Consider the following 18033-nt stretch of genomic DNA (forward strand, 5'->3'; position numbering starts at 1 on the left):
CCCGCGATTTCAACGTCGGATTGTCTGGCCTCGCGAGTTTGGATCGGGTAAACGCCTGTACGCGCAACGGAACAATGTGGCATCAAATACGGCAATTGCCCTGACATGATAAATGCTTCCTTAACGGAAAAAGCCCCCGCGCCGCCCTCCCCAGGCGTGGGGCCATCGTCGCTTCGAGCGGACGTCCTGCACGACCATGGATAGGGTGGACTGCGTCGTCATCGGAGCCGGCGTGATCGGGCTCGCGGTGGCTCGAAAGCTGGCGCAAGCCGGGCGCGAGGTGATCGTGCTCGAGCAAGCCGAGGCCATCGGCACCATCACCTCCTCGCGCAACAGCGAGGTGATCCATGCCGGCATCTACTACCGCGCCGGAAGCTGGATGGCGCGCATGTGCGTCGACGGCAAGCACGCGCTCTATCGTTACTGTTCCGAGCGCGGCATCCCGCACAGGAATTGCGGCAAGCTGATCGTCGCGACCAATCCGAAAGAGACCGAGAAGCTGCAATCGATCAAGGCGCATGCCGAGGCCAACGGCGTGCTCGACATGCAGTTGCTCACGGGTGATGCGGCACGTGCGCTGGAGCCGGCGCTCGCCTGTGACGCCGCGCTGCTGTCGCCGTCGACCGGCATCATCGACAGCCACGCCTACATGCTCTCGCTGCGCGGCGAAGCCGAGGACGCGGGCGCGGCCTTCGCGTTTCACACCCCGCTGATCCGTGCCAAGGCGACCGCCGGCGTCATCGAGATCGAGGCGGGCGGCGAAGCGCCGATGACGCTGCAATGCAGCCTCCTCGTCAACGCCGCCGGGCTCTCGGCGACCACCGTGGCGCGCAACATCGAGGGCATGCCGCTGGAACGGATCCCGACGGCCTACCTCGCCAAGGGAAACTACTTCAGCTGCAATGCCAGGGCGCCGTTCTCGCGCCTGATCTATCCGGTGCCCGAGCCCGGTGGCCTAGGGGTGCATCTGACGCTGGACATGGCCGGGCAGGCCCGTTTCGGCCCTGACGTCGAGTGGATCGAGACGATCGACTATGAGGTCGACCCGTCACGCGCCGAGCGCTTCTACCCGGCGATCCGCAAATACTGGCCGACGTTGCCTGACGGTACTCTCATGCCGAGCTATTCGGGCATCCGCCCGAAGATCGTGCCGCCGGCGGTGGCCACGCAGGATTTCTTGATGCAGGGCCCGCGCGATCACGGCGTCGAAGGCCTGATCAATCTGTTCGGCATCGAGTCGCCCGGATTGACGTCATCGCTCGCGATCGCGGATCACGTCGCCGAGCTCGCAAACATCTAGTGGTTTAAAGCGAATTGGATTCCGGTTGCGCGTAAAGAACTGCGTCCAGACAAGACGCTGGAGCCGCGCAAATCCTTGCACGCTGCGCGCCTTGCAGCAGGGATGAGCGCAAAGGCTCCCATCCCTGCCTGAAAGGGTGCGATCACCTCTACGCTGTTACGGGGTTACTAGTGGAGCGTGTCGCCGTGCCTGAGACGCTCGATCTGGTCCTTGACCATCAACTTCCGGCGCTTCAACTCAACAATTTGCAGGTCGTCTGTTGAAAGGTGCACGAGAGCTTCGTGCAATTCGTTTTCGAGAGTTTTGTGCTTCCGTTCCAATTCAACCAGATGTGCCTGAATTGTCATTCGAAACCTCCTCGGTAGGGGTGAACCTTGGATTCGACCGGACGAGGAAGTGTACATCACCGATTTGTTCTGTCGATGGATATCAGTCGTCGCGCTGTCATTTTTAGAAATTCATATGTAACGAAGCGTGAGTAAGGGAACCACGCGGGAAAAATCCGTGATATCAATGCGCTTGCGCAACGCCGGAGCGACCGCAGAAATATCTCGCGGGAGATCGGCGCGCGACAGCCCGAGATCGCTTGCGATCACGGCGCGCAAGGACGATAGTTTCCACAGGGCATCCACAGCCTTAATCTCACGCCTATCGGTTTTTCGGCCACCGCAGACATGACCAATGAAGATGCGCGCGAACTCGAATCCGAGCTCGCCCGGTTGCACCAGGAACACCGAGATCTCGATGTGGCGATCGATGCACTGCATCAATCGCCCGCCCCCGACCTGTTGCGGTTACAGCGGTTGAAGAAACGCAAGCTGTTGTTGCGTGACCGTATCGCGTTCATCGAAGACCAGATCACGCCCGACATCATCGCCTGATCCACGGGTAGAACTTTACGGCGGCCCCGCCGCACGTAAATCCGCTTGACTCGAAAGGAACAAAATAAGAACATTTGAGCACCCAACACCCCCGGGGAAACCGTCTAAGGAAAATGCAGATGTCGGCAACCGCCCTTCTCGACAACAGCCATTATGAACAAGCCTGCGATCAGGCGATCGCGATGTGCGACGGCAATCTGCGCAGCACCATCAAGGCGCTGATCATGGCCAATGAATATCTGGAGGCCGAGCTGGAAGAATTGCAGGCGGCGGTTTCCGCAGGCTGCATTCCGGAGACCTCGCGCAGCAAGATGCGGAGCAAGAGCAGCGCCGCCTGACTGTCAGCTATCGGAGCCGACCATGTCCGATGTCACCTATTACGTTGCATTACCTTTCCTGACCGACGAGGACGGATCGCCGGTCGCGGGTGCGGCCGAGGAATGCCAGAGCGCGGCGGCCGCGCTACGGCGCGCCGAGATTATGTCGCACGGCGCCGGCCACACCGGCGCGGTCGCGTTCAGCCGCAGCGGCGATCCCATGACCGGCGAATTCGGGGACGCAAAACTGCTCCGCAGCTTCGGCGACGTACCGAAAGACCTCGGGACGCTTTAACTAGCTGCTGACGAGCCTGATGTGCGGCTCGTGCCGCCGGTGCGCCTTGCGCACATACATCGCGGCATCGGCCTCCTCTAGGGCGCGCGTGGCGTCGGATTGCACTCCGAGCAGGGCGACGCCGGCGGAAGCGCCCGCGCTCACGTGCTGGCCGCGAAAGACAAAGGACAATTCGTCGATGGCCTGCTCGAAAGCCGCGGCCTTCGCCTTGGCGTCGGTCTCGCTGAGATTCCAGAGCAGCAGCGCGAACTCGTCGCCGCCGAGCCGGCCGACCACGTCCGAAGCGCGGATCTGCCGCGTCAGCGTGGTGGCAATCGCCTTCAGGACCTCGTCGCCGGCCGCATGGCCGAAGGAATCGTTGATCGGCTTCAACCGATCGACGTCGAGCACGATCAGCGCCCCGCTGGCGCGGTAGCGCTTCATGTAGGCGACGGCGCGGGCGAGCTCGCGTTCGAAGCCGCGCCGGTTCGGAATTTCGAGCAGGAAATCGGTGTCGGCAGCCGCCTCGAGCTCCGCGACCCGCCGCAGCGCCCCCCTGAGCTTGCTCCGGAGCTCGCGGATGGTCGCGTTGATGGCCGGCTCGATGGCCGCTTTGGCCCCGTCATCGGCAGACGCTGCCCGCTGCGACGGCCTGGTCGGACGCCGCGCCGGACCCTTGATCCGACGCTTGGCCGGACGCTTGAGAGCAACTTTGGAGCGGCCGGCACTGGCCTTCGGGCCCTTTTTGGCCTTCGCAGCGCTTGCCCTTTTTGGTTTCTTCATGGGCATCCTGCTCAATGAAGGCTTGCGGGGATTCACCAAGACAGGATAGTTCATTCCCTTCTCCTTGCCACCGCCTTGCGAGCCACCGGCCGGAACCTTTAGTCTGGCCTATCTTTCTGTTTTTCGAGAACAATTCACGTCATGACCGCGCCGATCGCCATCATCATGGGAAGCCAGTCGGACTGGGACACGATGCGGCATGCCGCCGACACGCTCGCAGGGCTCGGCGTTGCCGCCGACACCCGCATCGTTTCGGCCCACCGCACCCCCGACCGGCTGTTTACGTTCGCCAAAGGCGCCAAGACGGCTGGTTACAAGGTCATCATCGCCGGCGCGGGTGGCGCAGCCCACCTGCCCGGCATGGCGGCGGCTCTGACGGAATTGCCCGTGTTCGGCGTCCCCATCGAATCCAGGACGCTCAAGGGCATCGATTCGCTCTATTCGATCGTCCAGATGCCCGCAGGCATCCCGGTCGGCACCCTCGCCATCGGCAAGGCGGGCGCCATCAATGCGGCGTTGCTGGCGGCGGCCGTGCTGGCCTTGTCCGACCCGGCCTTGTCCGATCGCCTCGCCGCCTGGCGCAAGGCGCAGACCGAGGCCGTGGCCGAGCGCCCGGAGGACAAGGCGTGACTGACGCAAAGCAGGTGAAGCTGAAGCCCGGCGACACCATTGGCATCCTCGGCGGCGGACAATTGGGGCGGATGCTGGCCATGGCGGCGGCCCGGCTTGGCCTGCGCTGCCAGGTGTTCTCGCCCGATCCGGACTCACCGGCCTTCGACGTCGTCCTGAATGCGACCTGCGCCGAATATGCCGATGTCGAAGCACTCGAGCTGTTCGCCAACGACGTCGACGTCATCACCTACGAATTTGAGAACGTGCCGTCCGCGGCCGCGATGGTGCTGGATGCGCGCCGCCCGGTGCTGCCCAACCGCAAGATCCTCGAGACCACCCAGGACCGGCTCGCCGAGAAGGATTTCGTGACGCGGCTGGGCATCGGCACCGCAGCCTACGCCGACGTCACCTCGGTCCCGTCATTGCGCGAGGCGATCGCCAGGATCGGCCTTCCGGCGGTGCTGAAGACCCGTCGCTTCGGCTATGACGGCAAGGGCCAGGCCATCATCCGCGAGGGCGACGACGTCGCGAAAGTGTGGACCAGTCTCGCCACCAAATCGGCCATCCTGGAAGCCTTCGTGCCGTACGAGCGTGAGATTTCCGTGATCGCCGCCCGCTCGGCCACAGGCCAGGTCGAGTGTTTCGACGTCACCGAAAACGAGCACCGCGACCACATCCTGAAGATCTCCCGTGCGCCCGCCCGGATCCCGGACGTGCTCGCCGAGGAAGCGCGCAGTATCGCCGGCAAGATCGCGGGCGCGCTCGATTATGTCGGCGTGCTTGCCGTCGAGATGTTCGTGCTCGCCAACGGCACCGGACCCAAGGTGCTGGTCAACGAGATCGCTCCGCGCGTGCACAATTCCGGACATTGGACGCTCGACGGTGCGTCCGTCTCGCAGTTCGAGCAGCACATCCGCGCCATTGCCGGCTGGCCCCTCGGCAAGCCCGTGCGCCACGGCGAAGTCGTCACCATGACCAATCTGATCGGCGACGAGATCAACGAATATGACAAGTGGTTGAGCGTCGCGGGCGCAACGGTGCACATCTACGGCAAGGGCGCGCCGCGTCCGGGCCGCAAGATGGGACATGTCACCGAAGTGCGACCCACGACCGGCAAATAACGGGACCGCGGCGCATGCCGCGATCCCGCTTTGCAGTTATGCCGTCTTCGCGCCCGCGACGACGCCAGTGGGCTCTTCGCTGAGCCAACGATAGATCACCCCGCCCAGCGCGCCGCCGATCAGTGGCGCAACCCAGAACAACCAGAGCTGCGACAGCGCCCAGCCGCCGACGAACAGCGCGGGCCCCGTGCTACGCGCCGGGTTCACGGAGGTGTTGGTGACGGGGATGCTGACGAGATGGATCATCACCAGCGCGAGCCCGATCGCCAGCGGCGCAAAGCCGGCGGGCGCGCGGCCGTGAGTCGCGCCCATGATGATGAACAGGAACATCATGGTCATGACCACCTCGGTGAGGAAGCACACGATCATGCTGTACTGGCCGGGAGAATGGGCATCGTACCCGTTGGACGCGAACCCCTTGCTGACGTCGAAGCCGGGAGCTCCGCTTGCGATGACGTAGAGCAGCCACGCGGCCACGATCGCGCCGGCGACCTGCGCAATCACATAAGGCAGGATCTGTCCGGCCGGAAAACGTCCGCCGGCGGCAAGACCGACAGTGACGGCCGGATTGAGATGACAGCCTGAGATGTGGCCGATCGCATAGGCCATGGTGACCACGCTCAGTCCGAATGCGAGGGAGACACCGACCAGACCGATGCCAACCTGCGGAAAGCCGGCTGCGATCACCGCACTTCCGCAACCTGCGAATGTGAGCCAAAAGGTACCGATAGCTTCGGCCGCGTATTTCTTCATATCCATGTGTCGTCCCCTGCTTTCAAAGATTCCGGAACAAAGCTCCGGAAACGGCCCCGCCCTTGGCGTCAAATCTCCCAAATCAGGGCCGCACAGAGGTATTTTGCCTCATTTAATGGCTGAACTTGGCCCGAAAACCCGCTTGGCCGGTGGACATCCCAAGTTTTGTCTGATACATCCGCGCCCTCAAGGTTAAGGGCTTGTGCGTTTCGCCATCCCCTTTGACTTACCAGAATTCAAATCCGATCCACTGAAGAGGATGCCGCGTGCAGGTTCTCGTTCGCGATAACAATGTCGATCAAGCCCTCAAGGCGCTGAAGAAGAAGATGCAACGCGAGGGTATTTTCCGCGAGATGAAGCTCCGCGGTCACTACGAAAAGCCCTCCGAGAAGAAGGCCCGTGAAAAGGCCGAAGCCGTGCGTCGCGCACGCAAGCTGGCCCGCAAGAAGCTGCAGCGCGAAGGCCTGCTGCCGATGAAGCCGAAGCCGGTGTTCGGTGCTGGCCCCGGCGGTGATCGTGGCGGTCGCGGCGGCCCGGGTGCAGGCGCAGGTGCAAGTGCTGGTCCGCGCGGACCGCGCTGATTTACCCGACTTGAGAGATTTCAGTTTTCGATGACGCGGGCCCCTGGCCCGCGTTATTGTTTTGTGAGCGGTGCCTTGCTGGGATGGGGCACTACCGATGCGGCACTAGCGCGAGCGAACCGTAGATGGCCTCCCCTCTCCCCAAGCGCGGCTTGGCGCGGCTACGGCAGATCTTGCAGCAGCCGTTTGCGCTGGCCTTGATGGGGATTTCGCTATGCGGCTGCTCCTTCGACCTGGGGTCGCTGACGCCGGAGAAGGAGAAGCCGCAGGAGGCACCCAAGGCGGCCACGACCGCTGAGAACGTGGTCAGCGCCGGCAATGTCAGCGAAGCCCAGGCCCATACGGCAAAGGCCCAGGCTCTGGCAAAGTCCGGCGAGACGGCGGCCGCGCTCGATGAATTCAATCACGCGGTCGGACTCGATCCCTACAATGCGCAGGCGCTCTATGGCCGCGCCCTGATCTACCAGGGCAAGAACCAGCACGACTTCGCCATCGCCGATTTCAGTGCCGCGAGCGGCCTTAACCCGCAGAAGGTCGAGCCGCTGCTCGGCCGCGCCACCAGTTATCTCGCCCTCGGCAAGGTCAAGGAGGCCGCGGCCGATCTGGATGAGGCTTCCGAGGCCGATCCCCACAATGCCCAAGTCTGGACCATACGCGGACAAGCCTATGAACGGCTGGGCGACAGGACTAAGGCGGCGGCGTCCTACACCAAGGCGGTCTCGCTTCGCCCACGCGACGACGCCGCCCGCAGCGGCCTCGCCCGCGTCGGCGGCTGACGAGTCTGGCGCAGCGCAGGCGCCGTCTTAATCCGGGGTGACGCTCTTCGGCAGAACGGAGTGGAACATGGACCTGACGCCCGACAGCATGTCGTCGGCGACATTGGTCTTCGGCCGCGGCATCGACGCGCCGGCATCGGCGCGCAGATCGAGCGGGGGCGCAATCATCGGGACCGGAATATCAGCCGGCGGCGTCAGCCGATTCGGGTTCTCGTTGCCGACCGACGCCGTGTAGGGCGGGCTCGGCTGCGACGAGCCGCCATTGCCATAGGCCTCGGCTGCGGGTGTCGAGACCGTGATCGGCGGCGGCAACGGACGCACCGATGACGTATCCACGGGAATGATACGCGGGGCCTCCGGAGTGCGGGCGGCTTCACGCACCGCAGGCTCCTGAGTCTTCTCGGGCGCCTTGGTCTCGGAAGACTTGTTGTCGGAAGCCTTTGTGTCGGCAGCCTTTGTGTCGGAAGCTTTGGCCTCAGCCGCTTTGCTCTCAGGCGACTTGCGCAGGCGCTCGATCGCGGCGCGCACGAGATCGTTGGCGTCGGGGGTTGCGGCCGGCGCGGCAGCAGCGGGCGCCGAATTGGCCTCCACCACCGGGGTGGCGGGAGCGGCTGCACTGACGGCCGGCGTGGACTTGGCGACTGCCTTCTCGCGACCGGACGGCTTGCCGCGCGGGGCGGCCTCGGCCGGTGCCACGTCCGCCGTCGAGGTCTTCGACTCCGCGCCCGGATGATCGGCAGCCTTCTCGGCCGCCGGCTTGTCCGTCACGTTCTTCTCGGAGATGCCCTTGGCCTTGACGCCGGGCGCGGGGAGGTTGGCCACATCGGCGGGCTTGCCGTTCTTGCCGGCCTCGGCGGGCGCCGTCACGGCCGCGGGCGCATCCGCCGCCGGCTTGGCGTTGATGTAATGATTAACGATATACGCCCCGATGATCGTTGCGAGCACCGAGGGGAAGATGTCCATCGAGATTTTAGCGATGTATTTCAGCATTCCGGCCACTCCCCGCGCGATCTGATGCGGGAACTTTGAGGCATAGTGAGGGATCAACTGCGACGGATCAATGGCAAAGGGGTACGCCGGACTTACGACTTCAGCTCAACCTCAAGGAACACGATCTCGGTTGCGGTTTCGTTAAGCACGTCGTGCTGGACGCCGGCCTTGCGAAAATAGGATTTCCCGGCCGCAAGCTGTGCTTTGGACCGCTCGCCATCGGGCGCCACGATGGTCATTTCCCCTCCGACCACGGGAACAATGACGTAGTCCATGCCATGGGTGTGATGCCCCGTGGCGCTGTTTGGCGCGAGCCGCCACTCGGTTACCCGAACCTGCTCATTGTCGACCTGAACCTCGGACTCGGCGGCAAGCATCGGAACTCTCCTGGGGCATATCCGGAAAACCGGTTCAGGGCACGAAAACCACGAACACGTAGACGGCAAATACCACCTTATGGACCAGCCCGAACAGGACATTGGTCCTGCCCGTACCGAAGGTCAGCATGCTCAGGAAGAAGGTCAGGAGCAAAGGCAGGCGGCGCGCCGATCCTGGCCGCGACGGCATCGACCACCAGCGAGAATTTCTTGGACAGCAACACGACCGCCAGCAGCGCAATCAGCAGCAGCACGACGCTGAGCACCAAGGCCCGGCCCGACAGATGCGCCTCGCACGGCCAGCGCCGGAAAGATCCAGGCCGATCGAGGCGTCGGATTGTGCGCGCTCATCCATCGGCTCCAATTGTCTCAGCCGAGCAGTAGCAATCGCGCGGCAGATTCAATGCCAGCGCAGGATCGGAGCGAACGGCAGCAGCGTTAGCAGCACGAACAGCGGGATCAGCACCGCGCTGGCGCGCAGGAAATAACCGAAGAAGCTCGGCATCTCGATGCCGTTCTCGCTGGCGATGCTGCTCACCATGAAATTCGGCGCATTGCCGATATAGGTAAGCGCGCCCATGTAGACTGCGCCCATGGAGATGGAGGCGAGCGTGCCCGAGAGTTCGTGCATCAGCACCTGCGGGTCGCCGCCGGCGAGCTCGAAGAACAACAGATAGGTCGGCGCATTGTCGAGGAACGCCGACATCAGACCGGTGAACCAGAAATAGGCAACCTCGCGCGGCGTGCCGTCCGGAGCGGTCACGGCCGACAACAGCCAGGCGAACGCGCCGTGATGGCCGGCATCGAGCATGGCGATGACCGGGATGATCGCGATGAAAATGCCGGCGAACAGCTTTGCGACTTCGCGGATCGGCTCCCAGGTGAAGCCGTTGGCCTGCCGGTGCTCGTCCGGCGTCAACCACACCGACAGGCCCGCTATGGCCAGCAGCGCCGCGTTGCGGGCGATATCTTCCAGCTCCAGCCTGGTTCCGAGAATGTCGAAAGCGATGCCGGGCTTCCACATCGCCGAGGCCAGCAGGCTCGCGACGATGGCTGCAATCAGCACCAGGTTGACGAGGCCGCGGATGCGGACCGGCTTCGCGGCGCCGGCGGCGCCGAGCAAGGGTTCGCTGCGGAAGCGCCAGACGTCGATGACGACGAAGATCGCGAGCAGCAGTCCGGCAACGATTGCCGTCTGCAGCCAGATGGTCCGCGTGGTCCAGAAGAAGTCGACACCATGCAGGAAGCCGACGAACAGCGGGGGATCGCCGAGCGGGCTCAGCGCGCCACCGACATTGGCGACCAGGATGATGAAGAAGATGACGACATGGGCGTTGTAGCGCCGCGGCCGGTTGGCGCGGATCAGAGGGCGGATCAGGATCATGGCCGCCCCCGTGGTGCCGACGACACTCGCCATCACCGTACCGAGCGCGAGGATGCCGGCATTTGATGCCGGCGTCGCCTTGATGTCGCCCGTCACGAGAATGCCGCCAGCCACGACATAGAGCGAGAACAGCAGCACGATGAAGCCGAGATATTCGGCGAGCATGGCGTGAACGAGCGCCGCCAACGTCGCCATGCTCCCGGCCAGGATGACGAGCGAGGCGAGTGCCAGCAGCGACCAGGCCGCGGCGATCTTGCCGTAATGATGGTGCCAGACTTTTGCAAACAGCAGCGGCCCGAGCGCGATCGACAGCAGGAGGCCGGCAAAGGGCAGCGCATACGGCCAGCGCATCGCCGCGCCGTCGAGCCCGGTCGCCGCCCATGCGTGCTGTGGCAACAACACGACGAGGATCGCGGCGATGAACCCGCTCGCGCGCCGAACGACAAGCCGTCTAGAAAGCAATGAAGTGCCTCGCCGTTTCAATCGCACCGAACGCATCGAGATTGTCGTGTCCACCGCCCGCAAAGCGAACGAACTCCTTCGGTTCGTGCGCAAGCGCGAACAGACGCTCTCCGAACACGATGGAAATGGCAAGGTCATCGGTGCCATGCATCACCAATAGCGGCACAGTGACGCGCGGGATGCGCTCGTCGGAATGAAATGGATCTCGCATCAGCAGGCGGACCGGAACGTACCAGAACGATGAAGCTGCAATATCGGCCGTCGATGTATAGGGCGCTTCCAGGACGAGTTTTCCAACACGATGCTCCGAGGCGATCGCGACCGCCACGCCGGTCCCGAGCGAAAAGCCCCACGCGACGATTCGCTCCACCCCGTAGCGCGCGGTGGTGAAGGCGTAGGCGGCCGCGGCATCGCGCAGCAGGCCCGCCTCGCTCGGCGCCCCGCTCGAGCCGGCATAGCCGCGATAGGACAGCGCGACCAGGCCGGTGCCGTCCGCCGTCATGGCCTTGAGGCGGCTGACGCGACCGGCGAGATAATCGCCATTGCCCGGAAAATACAGGATCACGGGGCGGCCTGGCTTCGCCGGCACGTGCCAGACGATGACATTCTCGCCATCGGAGGTAGTCAGGACGTGCTCTTCGGCCTCGGGGAAGCCTGCGGCGTCCGGCGTGGTGCGACCGACGGGCGGGATCGGAAACAGCATCTCGCGCTGCCTGACATACAGCACGAGGAGACCGGCGCAATAGACGGTCACGAGCAGGATGGCGATCCATTTGACGATGGTCATGATGACGCGACCCGGCCCCTGTTCAGGGTTTGCACCGGCTCGGCAGCAATTTCATGACATCGCCCGAGGCGGGGCGGAACGTCACGGCAGCCGGATGCCGCCTGGTGAGCGGTGTGCCACGCGACGCGCTGCTCGCGCGTCGCATTGGCAATGGCCCGCTTGCCTCCGCGCTACATCGCCTTGACGATGTTCTCGGTGACCTTCTTGGCGTCGCCGAGCAGCATCATGGTGTTGTCGCGATAGAACAGCGGATTGTCGATGCCGGCATAGCCGGAAGCGAGCGAGCGCTTGATGAACATCACGGTGCCGGCCTTCCAGACCTGGAGCACCGGCATGCCGTAGATCGGCGAGGTCTTGTCCTCTTCGGCCGCCGGATTGGTGACGTCGTTGGCGCCGATCACGAAGGCGATATCGGCCTGCGCGAATTCGGAGTTGATGTCCTCGAGCTCGAACACCTCGTCATAGGGCACGTTGGCCTCGGCCAGCAGCACGTTCATGTGGCCGGGCATGCGGCCGGCGACCGGGTGAATGGCGTATTTCACCTCGACGCCTTCTTTCTTCAGGATGTCGCCCATTTCACGCAGCGCATGCTGAGCCTGTGCCACCGCCATGCCATAGCCGGGCACGATGATGACCTTCTGCGCGTTCTTCATGATGAAGGCGGCGTCGTCGGCCGAGCCGAGCTTGGCCGGCTTCTGCTCGCCGCCGCCACCGCCGGCCGCCGCGGTCTCGCCGCCGAAGCCGCCGAGAATGACCGAGATGAAGGAGCGGTTCATCGCGTGGCACATGATGTAGGACAGGATCGCGCCGCTTGATCCCACCAGCGCGCCGGTGATGATCAGCGCGGAATTGCCGAGGGTGAAGCCGATGCCGGCCGCGGCCCAGCCCGAGTACGAGTTAAGCATCGAAATCACGACCGGCATGTCGGCGCCGCCGATCGGGATGATCATGAGGACGCCGAGCGCCAGCGCGATGATGACGATCAGCCAGAAGTCGAGCGCGCTGCCCGTCATGACCAGCCCGACGATGAAGACGACGAGGGCGATCGCGAGCGCAATGTTGATGATGTGGCGGAACGGCAGGATGATCGGCGCACCGCTCATGCGCGCGGACAGCTTCAGGAACGCGATCACCGAGCCGGTGAAGGTCAGCGCGCCGATGGCGACGCCGAGCGACATCTCGACCAGGCTCTGCGGATGGATGTTGCCGGGGCTGCCGATGTCGAAGGCCTCCGGCGCGTAGAACGCACCGGCGGCGACCAGCACCGCGGCCATACCGACCAGCGAATGGAACGCGGCGACCAGTTCCGGCATCGAGGTCATCGGCACCCGGCGGGCGATCACCGCACCGACGCTGCCGCCGATCGCGATGCCAAGGATCACGAGGATCCAAGCGAGGCCGTCCGCCGGCGGATGGCTGGCCAGCGTGGTGGCGACCGCGATCGCCATGCCGATCATGCCGAAGAAATTACCCTGCCGCGATGAGGCGGGGCTGGACAGCCCGCGCAGTGACAGGATGAACAGCACACCCGCCACGAGATACAGAACTGCAGCCAGATTGGCGTTCATCTCAGGTCCCCTTTGTCTTTGTCACCCCGAGGTGCACGCCGCTCACTTCACCTTCTTCTTGTACATCGCCAGCATGCGCTGGGTGACAAGGAAGCCGCCGAAGATATTCACGCAGGCGAAAATGAGCGCGATGAAGCCGAAGCCGCGCGCCCAGCCTGAGCCGCTCGAGATCATGCCGACGCCGACCGCGAGCAGCGCGCCGACCACGATCACCGAGGAGATCGCATTGGTCACGCTCATCAGCGGCGTATGCAGCGCCGGGGTCACCGACCACACCACGAAATAGCCGACGAAGACGGCGAGAACGAAGATCGACAGCCGGAAGACGAAGGGATCGACGACCTGTGCAATATGCTCCATGACGGCTCTCCTTACGCTTTCGGCTGGAAATTCGGGTGGATGACGGCGCCGTCCCTGGTCAGCGCGGTCGCCTTGACGAGTTCGTCGTCCCAGTTCACGGCCAGCGCCTTGCTGGTCTTGTCGACCATCGTTTCGATGAAGTTGAACAAATTGCGCGCGTAGAGGCTGGAGGCCGACGCCGCGACGCGGCCGGCGACGTTGGTGTAGCCGACGATCTTGATGCCACCGACATCAGCGACCTCGCCCGCCTTGACGCCTTCGACATTGCCGCCGCGCTCGACGGCGAGATCGACCAGCACTGATCCCGGCTTCATCGACTTGACCATGTCAGCCGTGACGAGCCTCGGCGCCGGCCGGCCCGGAATCAGCGCGGTGGTGATCACGATGTCCTGCTTCTTGATGTGCTCGGCGGTGAGCGCGGCCTGCTTGGCCTGGTATTCCTTGGACATTTCCTTGGCGTAGCCGCCGGCGGTCTGCGCGTTCTTGAATTCCTCGTCCTCGACGGCGAGGAATTTTGCACCGAGCGATTCGACCTGCTCCTTGGTGGCGGGCCGGACGTCGGTCGCGGTGACGACGGCGCCGAGACGGCGTGCGGTCGCGATCGCCTGGAGGCCGGCGACGCCGACGCCCATCACGAACACTTTGGCGGCGGGCACCGTGCCGGCCGCGGTCATCATCATCGGGAAGGCGCGTCCGAAGGCCTCGGCGCCCTCGATCACGGCGCGGTAGCCGGCGAGGTTGGCCTGCGAGGACAGCACGTCCATCACCTGCGCGCGCGTGATGCGCGGCATCAATTCCATCGCGAAGGCGGAGACACCGGCATCGGCGATCGTCTTCAGCGCGGCCTCGTTGCCGTAGGGGTCCATGATGGCGATGACGAGCGCGCCGCGCTTGTACTGCGCCAACTCGGAGGCTTCAGGGCGCTTCACCTTGATGATGATGTCGGCGTCCTTCAGCGCGTCGGCGCTGACGGTGGCGCCCACGGCGGTGAATTCGGAGTCCGGCAGGCCCGACTTGAGGCCGGCGCCCGGCTCGACGGCGATCTCGGCGCCCAACGCCTTGAACTTCTTCACCGTATCCGGCGAAGCGGCGACCCGCGGCTCCGACGGATCGATTTCCTTGGCAACGGCGATCTTCATAGGCCCTCCGGCGACGCGGGAAGAAGCGCGCACGCGAACTTAGCGTTACTCCCGCAACGTTGGATACCGGTTTTCAATCCGGCTTGATTGCAAATTTTATAGGCACCGACGACACTGGCGGTGCTGCAGGGGATGGATCAGGTCAGGAAGATCGCCATCAGGATCACGATAAGCGCGACCGAGACCGTGCCGTACTTCACCAGCTTGATGAAGCCCTCGTAGGTCTGCTCGTGGGCAACGTAGTCGTTGCCGTCGGCGGTGCTGTACGCCACTTCGCTATGGTCAGCCATGAATTGTCCCCAGTCGAAAGTCGAATTTCGTGGCTGGGATACCGCAAACTTCCGGGCAGGGCAACGGCACGGAGGCGCGGTTTCCCGGCAAATCAGGTCATTTGGAATTCCAATGGGCGGGAATTCGGCTCAGACCGGTGATCCGCCCGTCAGAGGCGGTCTCCGATGCCACGAGCCGAGGCCTCTCAGCGCAGGCCGAGCGCACGGCGGACTGCGCCGATCGGCTCCACCTTGCTGTCGCAGAAGTTTCGCTTTGCGCAGCGTTCTCCCGGAACGTTGACGACGATTGCATCCGCGCCAGCATCCTCGGTGAGAAAACCGTGGCTCATGTGGAAACCCAGCGCGCGGTAGACCTCGAACTGCTCCTCCGAGAAGAACTGGTCACCGGTGGTTTCATGCGGGAAGGTGTCGTTGCGGCGTGCATAGTCGCGGATGTAGTCGTTCTCGTCTCCGGTCAGGGACGACTTGATGTACACGAGGTACCCCTTTTCCCCCGAGCCGTAGTCGATGGTGCCGACCGCCACGTGCGGTCCGCCCGCCGTGCGCCGGGCCGGGGATTTGGTTGCGTTGCACTTCATCCACTCGAGCGTGGTGTTGCGGATCGGCGTCCACGGCAGATCGATGATGATCCCGAGATCGATGCGCGCATAGCGCTGCAGCGTCACCAGGGATGAGAAATTCATGGGTGCATCGGCTTCGGCGTCAACCGCGATGATCACCTTGCAGCGTCGTCGCAACAACTCGTAGACACCGAGATTCTCGATGTGTCCGCCGTCCGTCAGGTAGACCGCATCGGCATTCTCGTAAAGCCGGCCCGAGATCTCAGACCATAGAAACAAAGGGGTCGAGTGGTGCTGCGGCTTGTCCTTTGTCGAGACCCAGCGCGGGTTCTTCAACCAGTACCCCAGGCGCACGTTGAGGAGCGCCAGGGTCGGGGTCAGCGAGCGGATCGACCCCGAGCCCATGTTCGACGAAGCGGCGGCCCCGGAGATTGCCATCGCGGTCGCAAGATCGAGGCCCGGCGCGACCTTCTCGAATGCCGGTGTATTCGCATAGCCAGTGGCCTCGCTGCCGACGTGCAGCGGCGAGAATATGAAGAAATCCGCGTTCCGTCCCCGCCGATTGGCGAAGTCGGATCCTTGGATGTTCAGCGCGGCGTTGATGATGGGATATGGCGAGGCCAGGCTGCATTTTTTCGATGTCGCGACCGTCATCGCTCCCGCTGGATCGACCCCGTAGACCATCTGATGTAACAGACCGCTCAGCTTCTCCTCGTCGAGCGGAAGGAAATCCCTCCCCTGGTCCAGGCTCGGCATGTTCCGCGACGGCTCCCCGTCGGCGTAATAGAGCGGATTGAACAAGAAGGCCTTGCTGAGGCGATCACGATAGAGCCGGTGCAACGAATTGGCATTCGGCCCGAGAACCCACGACAGGCCGAACATGGCCGAGCCCGACAAGAAGTAGAGCAGCATCATCCGCCAGCTGACACTGTTGCCGAACTGGTACTTCGACCAAGTGAATTTGTCCGGGGACTGCAATGACGCAACGGAAAACAGCCATGCGGGAATGTGCGAGATCGGCCCCACCGGCTTGGAGACGACGACCTTCGCTTCGCGATTGGTGATTTCGGCCGAGAGCTTGCGGGTCGCCGAGTCAAACTGGACATTTCCCTTGACATCGACACCGGCCGCGGGCGGCACGGGTTGCACGCCAGCCGCTCCCCACTCCTCGATCATGGGGTATTGACGGTAGGCGGCGTCGAGCGTCTTGTCGTTCGCGATGCCCCAATAGCAAAGATAGAGATATCCGACCCAGATCAGCAAGGGCAGCGCCAGTCCCGCGACAAGCACGGCTGCTTTCGCCGCATGGGCGAGCAGGCGTGATCCCAGGTCCGAGGCGCCGGCGCCCTTCAGCAGGTCGGCGAATTGCTGCCGGAACAGCGTGACAGCCGCCGCAACCGGCGCAGTGATGGCCGCAAGCGATTGGACCCACTTGATTGCAACGCCGCCAATGATGCCGCCGGACTGAGTCGTGTTAGCGTCGGCGACATCGAACATCTGGGCGATCATGAAGGGCTGAAATTCGAAGAAGCAGATGGCGGCAAGCAGAACGAGATAGGTCGCGCCGACCGTCGACGGATAGCCGCGGAATTCACCTCCCTTGGTCGACGAAATCGATCGCAGCACTGCCCAGCCAAAGAAAAGCGCAAGGCCGAGCAGGACCGCTGCAAGCGAAAGGCCAAAGTGATCGACATTCAGGCAGCTGGCGATCGCACAGATGAGACCCATCGCAAACGCAAGACCGGCCAGGTACCTAAACAGCTCGCGCCGCCCGACTTTGAAAAGGCGCCCGACCAACAAAAGCAGCAAGGCGACAACAAGGCCGACAAGAAAGAAGGCAGGCATCAATCCCAGGCTGGAGAGGGGACCAAGATTGTGGGTGTCGTCGACGCTCAGGCCGAAGAAATTGGTCGTATAGAGTGACGAGCGTGCGGCGTTGGACAGTATCGTGATCACTGCAACGAGCAGTACAACCGGCAGCGTCAGGCTCAGATTGGCAACGAGTCCACGCACGACGATTGCGACGCCGGTGATCAGGTCGCGCGCGCCGGCCGGAACGAGATAGTTCGAGTAATTCCGGATATGGCCCACCGCAGGCGTGTCACTGATCTCATTTGCGCTCTCGGCTCCAGGTGTCGGCGTGCTTCCGAAGACGAAATTCTGCGCCCGCGTCATGGTCGCCGTAAACGAACAGCCGGTGTAACCGCCGCCCGATACGGTCGACAGATAGTCGATGTGCTTGATGAGCCCGTGGTGATTGAAAGCCTGCAAGACGCCGAGGCAGATTGCGGAGGATCGGATCCCGCCGCCTGACAGCGCAAGGCCGACCGTGTCGATCGCCTTTTCGTCGCCAGGGTATGCAACGGGATCCATACCCTGGGCTAGGCGGCGGTTGTTGATGGCTGCGAGCTCGCGCTTGACGATCTTCCGGTGCTGCGTCCCCCACAGCTGCTGTTCCCCCACAGCCCGTGGCGGCTCTACCTTGGGGTCTGGGGCACTGATCCTGGCCATGTTCGCCTCCCTGGCCGAGCACACCGCGACGATCAACAATCACAGATTGCATTGCAGGTCGAACCCGCCTGCAAGAATTAGTCTGGTCCCGGGCACAAACGTTCAATGTGCATGGCGGGATCTTTACAACCCGCCTCCCCCGTTGTCGGAACAACGGGACACTCGGACGGCCGACCCGACCTGCTCGCTGCAGCGCTGAAGGCGGTT

21 protein-coding genes and 1 pseudogene are annotated in these 18033 nt (G+C 63.6%); 8 read left to right on the top strand and 14 right to left on the bottom strand.

Annotated features, from left to right (window positions below; translation table 11 throughout):
• Positions 1-196 precede the first annotated feature (196 nt).
• Positions 197-1300 (top strand): NAD(P)/FAD-dependent oxidoreductase, encoded by a 1104-nt coding sequence (locus IVB19_RS32235; RefSeq protein WP_247820750.1) that lies wholly within the window; start codon positions 197-199, stop codon positions 1298-1300.
• A gap of 167 nt (positions 1301-1467) precedes the next feature.
• Here IVB19_RS32235 and IVB19_RS32240 read toward each other — a convergent pair whose 3' ends face one another.
• Entirely contained in the window at positions 1468-1647 is a 180-nt protein-coding gene (locus IVB19_RS32240) for a YdcH family protein (RefSeq protein WP_007596254.1), read from the bottom strand.
• Between the two features lie 111 nt (positions 1648-1758).
• Positions 1759-1905, bottom strand: a complete 147-nt coding sequence (locus IVB19_RS32245; protein ID WP_240543946.1) for a hypothetical protein — start codon at positions 1903-1905, stop codon at positions 1759-1761.
• A 69-nt stretch (positions 1906-1974) separates the two neighbouring features.
• Between IVB19_RS32245 and IVB19_RS32250 the strand changes: the two genes are divergently transcribed.
• The 3 genes from IVB19_RS32250 (at position 1975) to IVB19_RS32260 (ending at position 2793) form a co-directional block, all read left to right on the top strand.
• On the top strand, positions 1975-2181 hold the full coding sequence (locus tag IVB19_RS32250) for a YdcH family protein (protein ID WP_007596255.1): 207 nt from the start codon (positions 1975-1977) through the stop codon (positions 2179-2181).
• A gap of 119 nt (positions 2182-2300) precedes the next feature.
• A complete protein-coding gene (locus IVB19_RS32255) occupies positions 2301-2519 on the top strand; it encodes a hypothetical protein (RefSeq protein ID WP_007614210.1) in 219 nt (72 codons plus the stop codon).
• Between the two features lie 22 nt (positions 2520-2541).
• Positions 2542-2793 carry a hypothetical protein gene (locus IVB19_RS32260; protein ID WP_007614211.1) on the top strand — a complete coding sequence of 84 codons (252 nt, stop codon included), beginning with the start codon at positions 2542-2544 and terminating at the stop codon, positions 2791-2793.
• On the opposite strand, the gene IVB19_RS32265 is transcribed toward IVB19_RS32260, so the two are convergent.
• The gene (locus tag IVB19_RS32265; RefSeq protein WP_085384897.1) at positions 2794-3555 is read right to left on the bottom strand and encodes a GGDEF domain-containing protein; all 762 of its coding nucleotides are present in this window, start codon (positions 3553-3555) and stop codon (positions 2794-2796) included.
• A 141-nt stretch (positions 3556-3696) separates the two neighbouring features.
• Between IVB19_RS32265 and purE the strand changes: the two genes are divergently transcribed.
• Complete coding sequence (purE, locus tag IVB19_RS32270; protein WP_007614214.1) at positions 3697-4185, top strand: 5-(carboxyamino)imidazole ribonucleotide mutase; 489 nt, start codon at positions 3697-3699, stop codon at positions 4183-4185.
• A complete protein-coding gene (locus IVB19_RS32275; RefSeq protein ID WP_018453821.1) occupies positions 4182-5288 on the top strand; it encodes a 5-(carboxyamino)imidazole ribonucleotide synthase in 1107 nt (368 codons plus the stop codon). Before purE ends, IVB19_RS32275 begins: the two co-directional genes overlap by 4 nt.
• Before the next feature lie 36 nt (positions 5289-5324).
• Here the strand turns inward: IVB19_RS32275 and aqpZ are convergent, their stop codons facing one another.
• A complete protein-coding gene (gene aqpZ, locus IVB19_RS32280; protein ID WP_018453820.1) occupies positions 5325-6047 on the bottom strand; it encodes an aquaporin Z in 723 nt (240 codons plus the stop codon).
• A gap of 260 nt (positions 6048-6307) precedes the next feature.
• Between aqpZ and rpsU the strand changes: the two genes are divergently transcribed.
• Complete coding sequence (gene rpsU / locus IVB19_RS32285; protein ID WP_007614218.1) at positions 6308-6622, top strand: 30S ribosomal protein S21; 315 nt, start codon at positions 6308-6310, stop codon at positions 6620-6622.
• Positions 6623-6747: 125 nt separating this feature from the next.
• Positions 6748-7398, top strand: coding sequence for a tetratricopeptide repeat protein (locus IVB19_RS32290; RefSeq protein ID WP_085349151.1), 651 nt, complete (start codon positions 6748-6750; stop codon positions 7396-7398).
• 27 nt (positions 7399-7425) lie between these two features.
• Here IVB19_RS32290 and IVB19_RS32295 read toward each other — a convergent pair whose 3' ends face one another.
• From IVB19_RS32295 to IVB19_RS32340, 10 genes and pseudogenes are all read right to left on the bottom strand, one after another.
• Positions 7426-8388, bottom strand: a complete 963-nt coding sequence (locus IVB19_RS32295) for a hypothetical protein (protein WP_247767530.1) — start codon at positions 8386-8388, stop codon at positions 7426-7428.
• 92 nt (positions 8389-8480) lie between these two features.
• Positions 8481-8765 carry a cupin domain-containing protein gene (locus IVB19_RS32300; RefSeq protein ID WP_018453817.1) on the bottom strand — a complete coding sequence of 95 codons (285 nt, stop codon included), beginning with the start codon at positions 8763-8765 and terminating at the stop codon, positions 8481-8483.
• A 34-nt stretch (positions 8766-8799) separates the two neighbouring features.
• Positions 8800-9055 (bottom strand): annotated as a pseudogene (locus tag IVB19_RS32305) (ionic transporter y4hA); the annotation flags it as partial.
• Between the two features lie 110 nt (positions 9056-9165).
• Positions 9166-10647, bottom strand: coding sequence for a sodium:proton antiporter (locus IVB19_RS32310; RefSeq protein WP_085349149.1), 1482 nt, complete (start codon positions 10645-10647; stop codon positions 9166-9168).
• Positions 10601-11398: an alpha/beta hydrolase gene (locus IVB19_RS32315; RefSeq protein ID WP_247820751.1), complete on the bottom strand. Its 798-nt coding sequence runs from the start codon at positions 11396-11398 to the stop codon at positions 10601-10603. Before IVB19_RS32315 ends, IVB19_RS32310 begins: the two co-directional genes overlap by 47 nt.
• A gap of 170 nt (positions 11399-11568) precedes the next feature.
• On the bottom strand, positions 11569-12966 hold the full coding sequence (locus tag IVB19_RS32320) for an NAD(P)(+) transhydrogenase (Re/Si-specific) subunit beta (RefSeq protein WP_085349147.1): 1398 nt from the start codon (positions 12964-12966) through the stop codon (positions 11569-11571).
• Between the two features lie 42 nt (positions 12967-13008).
• Positions 13009-13326: a proton-translocating transhydrogenase family protein gene (locus IVB19_RS32325; RefSeq protein ID WP_007596278.1), complete on the bottom strand. Its 318-nt coding sequence runs from the start codon at positions 13324-13326 to the stop codon at positions 13009-13011.
• A gap of 11 nt (positions 13327-13337) precedes the next feature.
• Complete coding sequence (locus IVB19_RS32330) at positions 13338-14465, bottom strand: Re/Si-specific NAD(P)(+) transhydrogenase subunit alpha (RefSeq protein WP_018453811.1); 1128 nt, start codon at positions 14463-14465, stop codon at positions 13338-13340.
• Positions 14466-14602: 137 nt separating this feature from the next.
• Positions 14603-14755, bottom strand: a complete 153-nt coding sequence (locus tag IVB19_RS32335; protein WP_007596280.1) for an aa3-type cytochrome c oxidase subunit IV — start codon at positions 14753-14755, stop codon at positions 14603-14605.
• A 185-nt stretch (positions 14756-14940) separates the two neighbouring features.
• Positions 14941-17826, bottom strand: a complete 2886-nt coding sequence (locus tag IVB19_RS32340; protein WP_026232600.1) for a patatin-like phospholipase domain-containing protein — start codon at positions 17824-17826, stop codon at positions 14941-14943.
• Between the last annotated feature and the right edge of the window lie 207 nt (positions 17827-18033).

The organism is Bradyrhizobium sp. 187 (assembly GCF_023101005.1).
GTDB classification, from domain to species: domain Bacteria; phylum Pseudomonadota; class Alphaproteobacteria; order Rhizobiales; family Xanthobacteraceae; genus Bradyrhizobium; species Bradyrhizobium canariense_D.